Origin of the sequence: Haloferula chungangensis, assembly GCF_042664875.1 — a bacterium.
In the GTDB taxonomy this organism is placed as follows: domain Bacteria; phylum Verrucomicrobiota; class Verrucomicrobiia; order Verrucomicrobiales; family Akkermansiaceae; genus Haloferula; species Haloferula chungangensis.
Genome location: NZ_JBHTBS010000009.1, coordinates 176,175 through 183,331, shown reverse-complemented (window position 1 = coordinate 183,331; position 7,157 = coordinate 176,175). Strand labels below are relative to the sequence as shown.

Sequence of the window (7,157 nt, the reverse complement as noted above, 5' to 3'; positions counted from 1 at the left end):
ACTTTCGACTTCAACGTTTTCCAACCCAAGACGATCAACCCAACCCACTCCGTTATTCCCCACGAACCCATACAGGTTCACCCCGCCCCGTTCCCCGATCGGATCCCTAGATGGCCACCTTCCCGTGACCGGATCGTAGTATCGATGGCCGTAGTAGCAAATCTCGCCTACTCCGCTCATTGGCAGGGAGCTGGAACGACCGCGAACCGAAGACTGGTCGCCGGTTGGCTTCGACGACTCGCCGCGTGCGCCGTAGCCGTAGCCGTAGCCGTAGCCGTAGCCGTAGCCGTAGCCGTAGCCGTAGCCGGAGCCGGAGCCATCGGTTCTTAAGCCTTTCGTCTTGGAAGGGATATGGTCATGAACTTCGTAAACATACTTCAGGACGCGGCGGGCGGCTTTTCTCCCCTTGGCGTAGCGGTAGGTCCAGGACTGATCGAATGGCTTTGCCGTCTCGTAGCGACGAATACTGGTGTCGCCATTTGGCGGGAGGTCCGTGCCCGTGATCTTACGGCGCGTGAGGCTAGCTTTCCCTCGAATCGTAATCATAGATGGCACGTCGCCAACGTAGGCGTTGTTTCCAACGGAACCGCCAGTCCTCCGACTTTGCCCGACCATCTTGAGCTTTCGATTCATTTGGGTTCTCCTTCGAGCAGAACCAGATGCCTCGGGCGCATCGCACCGATCATGGATCTCGAAACTGGTCTTCATTTTGATGAGCATTCGCGCAAAATCGTGGCTCTCTGTCGATCGTTTTTCAGGACATCTCCGATAGCTAGGCCCCTTTGCACGAGGGGCGGGGCCACGAAGGGTCTTGACGCCTTCGGCAACTGGGGGGAGCACCCGAAAGGAGAACGCCCAGCCCCAGCCTCGCCCCCTGAAGATTGGCAGATTGAGCGCGACAATCGTCAAGACGGCGCAGCTGAACCTTGTTCACTGGCGATCTTTCCCTTCATACTCCCGACATGCGCTCTCTCCATTCGCTCAAGTCGGCCTTGATCACCGGGCTTTTCGTTGTCCTTCCTGCCTGGCTCGCCCTGCTGCTCTTCCTGAAAATTCTCGTCAAGCTGGGAGTCATCGTGAGGCCCATCGCCGGGCATCTGCCAAACGAGGTGAATCACCCCCAGATTATCGCTTTCATTGTCTTCGTCTTCGTCTGTTTGATCGTCGGACTGCTGTTCAATACGGCGATTGGGAAAGCGATTGGCCGGTCGATTGAAGGCGCGGTTCTTGATCGCATTCCCGGCTATTCATCGCTTCGATCCATTGCTGCGAAAACCGCAGGCTTTGAAGACGAGCACAACTTCCAGCCCGCCTTGATCGTTGTGGAAGACGGTTGTCTGGCACCCGCCTTTTTGATTGAAACCCATGAAGATGGTCTCTCAACTGTCTTCATGCCGTCGGTTCCTACACCCATGGCGGGCGGCATCTTCATCATGCCATCTGCACGCGTCTATCCCGTCGATGTTCCGCTCACCACCATGATGAGATGCATTTCCAAATGGGGAACGGGCTCATCCGAAATCCTCACAGCCCTGAAAGCCTCTGGCGTAAAACTTCCCTTATCCTCATGACACCTCGCGAAGCCATCCTGCGCATTTCCGAATCGATGAACGCGGCCGTTATTGGCCAGGAACAAGTCGTCGAACGCATCCTCATCGCCCTCCTCGCCGATGGCCACCTTCTCATGGAAGGCCTACCCGGCGTTGCCAAGACCCGCTCGATCAAGACCCTCTCGAAACTCATCAAAAGCGAGTTCAGCCGGGTGCAGTTCACCCCCGACCTTCTGCCTTCTGATGTCACTGGCTCAGAGATTTATCGAGAACAGAACGGGAGCTTCGAGTTCCAACCTGGGCCCATTTTTGGAAACCTGATCCTTGCCGACGAGATCAACCGAGCTCCGGCGAAAGTCCAGGCGGCGCTGTTGGAGGCTATGGAGGAACGCCAGATCACGGTTGCCGGAACCACGCACGCGCTACCGAAGCTCTTCCTCGTCCTCGCCACCCAGAACCCCATCGAACAGGAAGGAACCTACCCGCTTCCCGAAGCGCAGATGGACCGCTTTCTCCTGCACGTGAATGTCCCCTACCCCCCCGCAGAGAACGAAGCCGCCATTCTGCGCCTCGTCCGAGGAGAAAAGGCGGGGAGCTCCAGCGAGCCACCAGCGGCGATCGATCAGGAACTTATTTTCACCGCCCGCGAGGAAGTGAATGCCATCCATGTCGCCGAGCCGGCGGAAAAGTACATGGTCGATCTGGTCATCGCCACCCGCGAGCCCAAGCGCCACGGCGGGGATCTTGAGAAATGGATCCGCCTCGGTGCCAGCCCCCGCGGCACGCTCGCCCTCGACGCAGCTGCCCGGGCGCACGCTTGGCTCCAGGGGCAGGACTTCGTTTCGCCTGAAAACATCCGCGCCGTGGCGCCAGCCTGCCTCGCCCACCGCATCCATCCCACCTACGAAGCCGAAGCCGCCGGCATCAACCGCTCGGAAATCATCGAAGCGCTGCTAGGGCAGGTGGTAGCCGTCTAGGTTTTTACAGAAGGACGCGAAGATCGCTAAGATTCATCAGATCGAAGGAGGCTGACAGGGCCCGTACCATCGCCGAACAAACAAGAGACACCACAAAACACTTACGAACCTTCAGCGAGAAATCCTTCGCGTGCTTTGCGACCTTCTGTAGTATCCCTCTTCACTGCCACCTCCCTCGTCAAAAGGACGCTAAAGCCGCAAAGCCCCTCTAGAGAAAATTCGATGCACCCCAAGTTTCATAGAGCCGATGAACTCAGCCACATTGCCATTGGAGCGGCGATCGAGGTTCACAAATTGAAAGGGCCCGGCTTGATCGAGTCCATCTACGAGAAGTGCGTCTTGCGCGAACTTGGATTGCAAGGGATCACCGCAAGCCAACAACTTCGGGTTCCCATCGAATACAAAGGATTCGTGTTTGAGGAGCCTCTGCGAATCGATATTCTCGTCGAGCAGCACCTCATTCTTGAGCTCAAGGTTCTCGAGAAAGTCCTGCCGATTCACAAGGCTCAACTTCTCAGCTACATGAAGCTCCTCGATATCCCGTTAGGTCTTATCATCAATTTTCATTCTCTCCGCCTGACCGACGGAGTGTCACGCATGATCCTCCAAGGTGCCGACAGGCCGGATTCTGACAACAAATAATGTTCACCAAAGAGCAGATACCACGAAACACCTACTCCGCTTCGCGGGGTAACCCTTAGCGTCCTTCGCGACCTTCTGTAATATCCTCTTCACCGTGCCCTCCCTCACCACCATCACTCTTGATCACCTCGTCCAGTTGAAGGCCGAGGCGCGTGGTTTCTCGTTTCAGCAACGTCAACCCGTCGGATCGCTGCTCGCTGGCCGACACGCCTCGCGACTTCGCGGCCGCGGCCTCGCTTTCGAGGAGCTCCGAAATTACCACCCTGGGGACGACATCCGCACCATCGACTGGAAGGCAACGGCTCGATTGCGCAAACCTCACGTCCGGGTCTACAGCGAAGAGCGTGAGCGCCCTGTCCTGTTAGTCGTCGACCAACGGTCTCCGATGTTCTTCGGGAGTCGGCGCACCATGAAGTCCGTGGCTGCCGCCGAACTCGCCGCACTTTCGGCCTGGCGCGCGCTGAACGGCGGAGACCGGATCGGCGGCATCGTGTTCAATGAGGAGGAACTCACGACGCTCCGACCTCAGCGCGGACCTGCTCAGGCACTCCGGCTCTTCCATGAGATCGAACGCTACAATCAACGACTCGCGGAACCCGAATTTCCAACGGGAGATGTCACACTCAACCATGCCCTCCAAGCCGCGCTTCACAGCGCCACCCATGACCACCTCGTCGTCCTCATCACCGATCTCGATGGGGCTGACGAAGAAACCAAGAGGCTGACCACCCGGATCAGCGCCCACAACGACCTGATCGTCACTGCGGTTTACGATCCTCTGGGCATTCAACTCACCGGTCACACGGACATGGAAGCCAGAGATCGCGGAAGGAACTGGAAAATCCCCACGGACAAGGCATTCGATAAAGCCTTCAGAGACACCTTCGAAGCGCTCACCCGCCAGTGGAGGGAACTTTTCCTCCATCTTCGCATCCCGCTTTTCCCGCTCTCCACCGATCAACCCGTCATTGACCAGATCCGAAAGTCGTTTGGTCAGAATCCCAGCCGTTAGGACCATGGAAAAGGATCCGGCCGATCTTAGCAATCTCCACGACATTGTCCTTCCTCCGGATGTTTCGTGGTGGCCGCCCGCGCCTGGATGGATCGCCCTCTTGATCATCGCCATCATCGTCGCCAGCTACTACGCCTACCGTACATTCCGCAGCTGGCGGGAGAATGCCTATCGCCGTGAAGCCATCCGTCAGCTCGCCACGGCCGATTCATCGGTTCAAGTCGCCGAGATCCTCCGCCGAACCGCGCTGGCCGTCGCACCGCGGGAGGAAATCGCCGGCCTTCAGGGAGATGCCTGGACGCAGTGGCTGTCCGAGCGGTCGAATCTGGAGCCTTCCGATGTCGTACGCGAAGCGCTCGGTCGCACGATCTATCATCCCTCACCTAGCGACTCTGACTTGCCCGCCCTCAAGGACTTCGCCCACACCTGGATCAGCCACCACACGCGCCCATGCTGACCTTTCTCTATCTCTGGCTGTTCGTGCTCGCTCCTTTGCCGTGGATCGTGAAGCGGTTCGCTCCACCGCGCCCGCGCTCGGCGGCCACACTTCGTGTCCCCTTTGGACAACGCCTCGAACATGCCATCTCGAAAGTTCCCCTGACGACGCAGGTCAGGCGCAACTGGTTTCGATCGGTCGCACCGATCCTCGTCTGGCTCCTCGTGCTCAGCGCACTTGCCCGTCCCCAGTGGATCGAAGCCCCGATCGAAAAACTCGTTCCCACCCGAGACCTCCTGCTCCTCGTCGACCTGTCTGGCTCCATGCAGGCGAAGGATTTCACCGATGCCAGCGGAAAAAAGGTGGATCGGCTCACTGCCGTGAAAGGAATCCTCGGCGATTTCCTCGAAAAACGCGAAGGAGATCGGGTCGGACTTGTCGTCTTTGGAGATGCGCCCTTCCTTCAGGCACCCTTTTCCACCGATCTCTCGCTTTCGAGAAAACTCCTGGATGAAACGGCTGTGGGCATGGCTGGCCCCCGGACGGCACTCGGAGATGCCATCGGTCTTGGCATCAATCTTTTCGATTCCTCCGATGCGCCCGCCAAGACCATCATCGCTCTAACAGACGGGAACGACACCAAAAGCCAGGTACCGCCCATCGAAGCAGCCCGTGTCGCCGCCGAGCGGAAGATCCGCATCCACACCGTCGCCATCGGTGATCCGAGATCCGTCGGAGAAGAGAAGCTCGACCAGCAAGCGCTCGATCAAGTCGCCGAGATCACCGGTGGTCGCTCCTATTTCGCCGGTGACCGTGATCAACTTGCGGGCATCTACAATGAACTCGATAAGATCGAGACCCGCGAGATCAAGAAGCTTTCCTACCGTCCGAGACACGACGTTTTCTTCATTCCCCTGCTCCTTGCCCTTGCGCTTTCACTTGCTGGCACGATCCGATTGCGCCGCGCCCCGGACGCCGCCCCTACCCAGGCGCCGCTTCTTCACGTCAACCCGGTCACCGGAGAATTGGAGGTCACATCCTAATGTTAGAACATTTCCAGTCCTTTCACTTTCTCCGACCATCCCTGCTATGGCTGGCGGTTCTGGCGATTGGCGTATGGTGGATCTGGCGTAAGCACGCCGATCCGCTGCGAGGATGGCGGGCCCAGGTCGATGCGGATCTTCTCGATGCGCTGATCGATCAATCGGACAGCAAACCCCGCTCGCTCCTTCCCCTGCTCGTCGCCTGGCTTGTCGCCGTCCTTGCCATCGCGGGTCCCTCATGGAAACCGGAGCCCAGTCCATTCGCCGAGGACGCCACCCCGCTCATCGTCCTTCTCAAGGCGGACACCAGCATGGACACCCCTGATCCGGAACCTTCGCGACTCGAACGCGCCCACCTGAAGATCGCCGATCTTTCCCAGGCTCGGAAAGGGCAACCTCTCGCCCTGATCGCCTATGCAGGCAGCGCTCACCTTGTGCTCCCGCCGACGAAGGACACTTCCGCCGTTGCCACGATGGCGGCAGAAATCTCCCCTGGGATCATGCCGGTTCCAGGTGACCGCCTTGACCTCGCAATCGCACGAGCCGCCGAGCTCCTCAAAGACTCCGGAGGCACGCTGCTGATCATGACAGACATGGGAAGCAGCGGCACTGCGGAAATCACCACGGCCTACGAGGCCGCCGACTCGCCCGACATCCAGATTCTCGCCATCGCACCTGTCTCCGCCGATACCAGCCAACTCGACAGCCTGGCAAAGTCGATTGATGCCCGACTCGTCCCGATGACTGACGACAACACCGACATCCAAAGCATCGTGGAGCGGGCGGCACGAGCGCCCGTTGCGCGAGGCGCTGATGGCAGGGTTCGCTGGCAGGATGGCGGTTACTATCTTGTTCCCCTCCTCGTCGTTCTCGCGCTTCTGCCCTTTCGTCGCGAATCCCAAACCCAGGAGACCGTATGAAAACCGTTGCCATCCTCGCCACTCTCAGCTGGGCCTCCCTGTGGCTGACCCCGGATCAGCAAGGCCAGCGCGCCTTTGATAAAGGAGACTTCAAAGCAGCTGCCGAGCGATTCAACGATCCGATGAGACAGGGAGTTGCGCTCTATCGGGCTGGCGAGTTCAAACAAGCCCAGGCCATTTTCTCGCGGCTCGATTCTGCCGAAGCTCATTATAACCGGGGCAACTGTCTGGTCTTTCTGGGTCAGTACAAGGATGCCATCGCGAGCTACGATCGGGCCCTCACGCGACGCCCGGAATGGAAGGAAGCCAGCGATAATCGCGCACTCGCCGAGGCTCGAGCCAAACTGATGGAGATGAAGGGCGGAGACATGGGAGATCAGAAGCTTGGCGCCGACAAGATCGTCTTCGACAAAAAGAAGCCGGGAGGTCAGGAAACCCAGATGGAGGGCGACAAGGCTTCATCTAACAGCTCCACGCAAGCCCTCTGGCTCCGTCGCGTCCAGACCAGCCCCGCGGACTTCCTGAAGAGCAAATTCGCCTATCAGGAGCAATTTGGAGAGGAGCAGAAATGAAGAGT

9 protein-coding genes are annotated in these 7,157 nt (G+C 58.8%); 8 read left to right on the top strand and 1 reads right to left on the bottom strand.

The annotated features are described in order from the left end of the window. Positions 1-633, bottom strand: a 633-nt coding sequence (locus ACFQY0_RS16485; RefSeq protein ID WP_379714618.1) for an RHS repeat-associated core domain-containing protein, incomplete at its 3' end; no start/stop codon positions are given. 329 nt (positions 634-962) lie between these two features. Here ACFQY0_RS16485 and ACFQY0_RS16480 point away from each other — a divergent pair. The 8 genes from ACFQY0_RS16480 (at position 963) to ACFQY0_RS16445 (ending at position 7,152) form a co-directional block, all read left to right on the top strand. After that, complete coding sequence (locus ACFQY0_RS16480; protein ID WP_379714615.1) at positions 963-1,571, top strand: DUF502 domain-containing protein; 609 nt, start codon at positions 963-965, stop codon at positions 1,569-1,571. Then, positions 1,568-2,527 carry an AAA family ATPase gene (locus tag ACFQY0_RS16475; RefSeq protein WP_379714613.1) on the top strand — a complete coding sequence of 320 codons (960 nt, stop codon included), beginning with the start codon at positions 1,568-1,570 and terminating at the stop codon, positions 2,525-2,527. Before ACFQY0_RS16480 ends, ACFQY0_RS16475 begins: the two co-directional genes overlap by 4 nt. 222 nt (positions 2,528-2,749) lie before the next feature. Continuing rightward, on the top strand, positions 2,750-3,169 hold the full coding sequence (locus ACFQY0_RS16470) for a GxxExxY protein (protein WP_379714611.1): 420 nt from the start codon (positions 2,750-2,752) through the stop codon (positions 3,167-3,169). A gap of 94 nt (positions 3,170-3,263) precedes the next feature. After that, the gene (locus ACFQY0_RS16465; protein WP_379714609.1) at positions 3,264-4,181 is read left to right on the top strand and encodes a DUF58 domain-containing protein; all 918 of its coding nucleotides are present in this window, start codon (positions 3,264-3,266) and stop codon (positions 4,179-4,181) included. A gap of 4 nt (positions 4,182-4,185) precedes the next feature. After that, positions 4,186-4,638, top strand: coding sequence for a DUF4381 domain-containing protein (locus ACFQY0_RS16460; RefSeq protein WP_379714607.1), 453 nt, complete (start codon positions 4,186-4,188; stop codon positions 4,636-4,638). Further along, positions 4,632-5,660 carry a vWA domain-containing protein gene (locus ACFQY0_RS16455; RefSeq protein ID WP_379714605.1) on the top strand — a complete coding sequence of 343 codons (1,029 nt, stop codon included), beginning with the start codon at positions 4,632-4,634 and terminating at the stop codon, positions 5,658-5,660. Before ACFQY0_RS16460 ends, ACFQY0_RS16455 begins: the two co-directional genes overlap by 7 nt. Continuing rightward, complete coding sequence (locus ACFQY0_RS16450; RefSeq protein ID WP_379714603.1) at positions 5,660-6,580, top strand: vWA domain-containing protein; 921 nt, start codon at positions 5,660-5,662, stop codon at positions 6,578-6,580. Before ACFQY0_RS16455 ends, ACFQY0_RS16450 begins: the two co-directional genes overlap by 1 nt. Further along, complete coding sequence (locus tag ACFQY0_RS16445; RefSeq protein ID WP_379714601.1) at positions 6,577-7,152, top strand: tetratricopeptide repeat protein; 576 nt, start codon at positions 6,577-6,579, stop codon at positions 7,150-7,152. The genes ACFQY0_RS16450 and ACFQY0_RS16445 overlap by 4 nt, the downstream gene beginning before the upstream one ends. Positions 7,153-7,157: the final 5 nt, after the last annotated feature.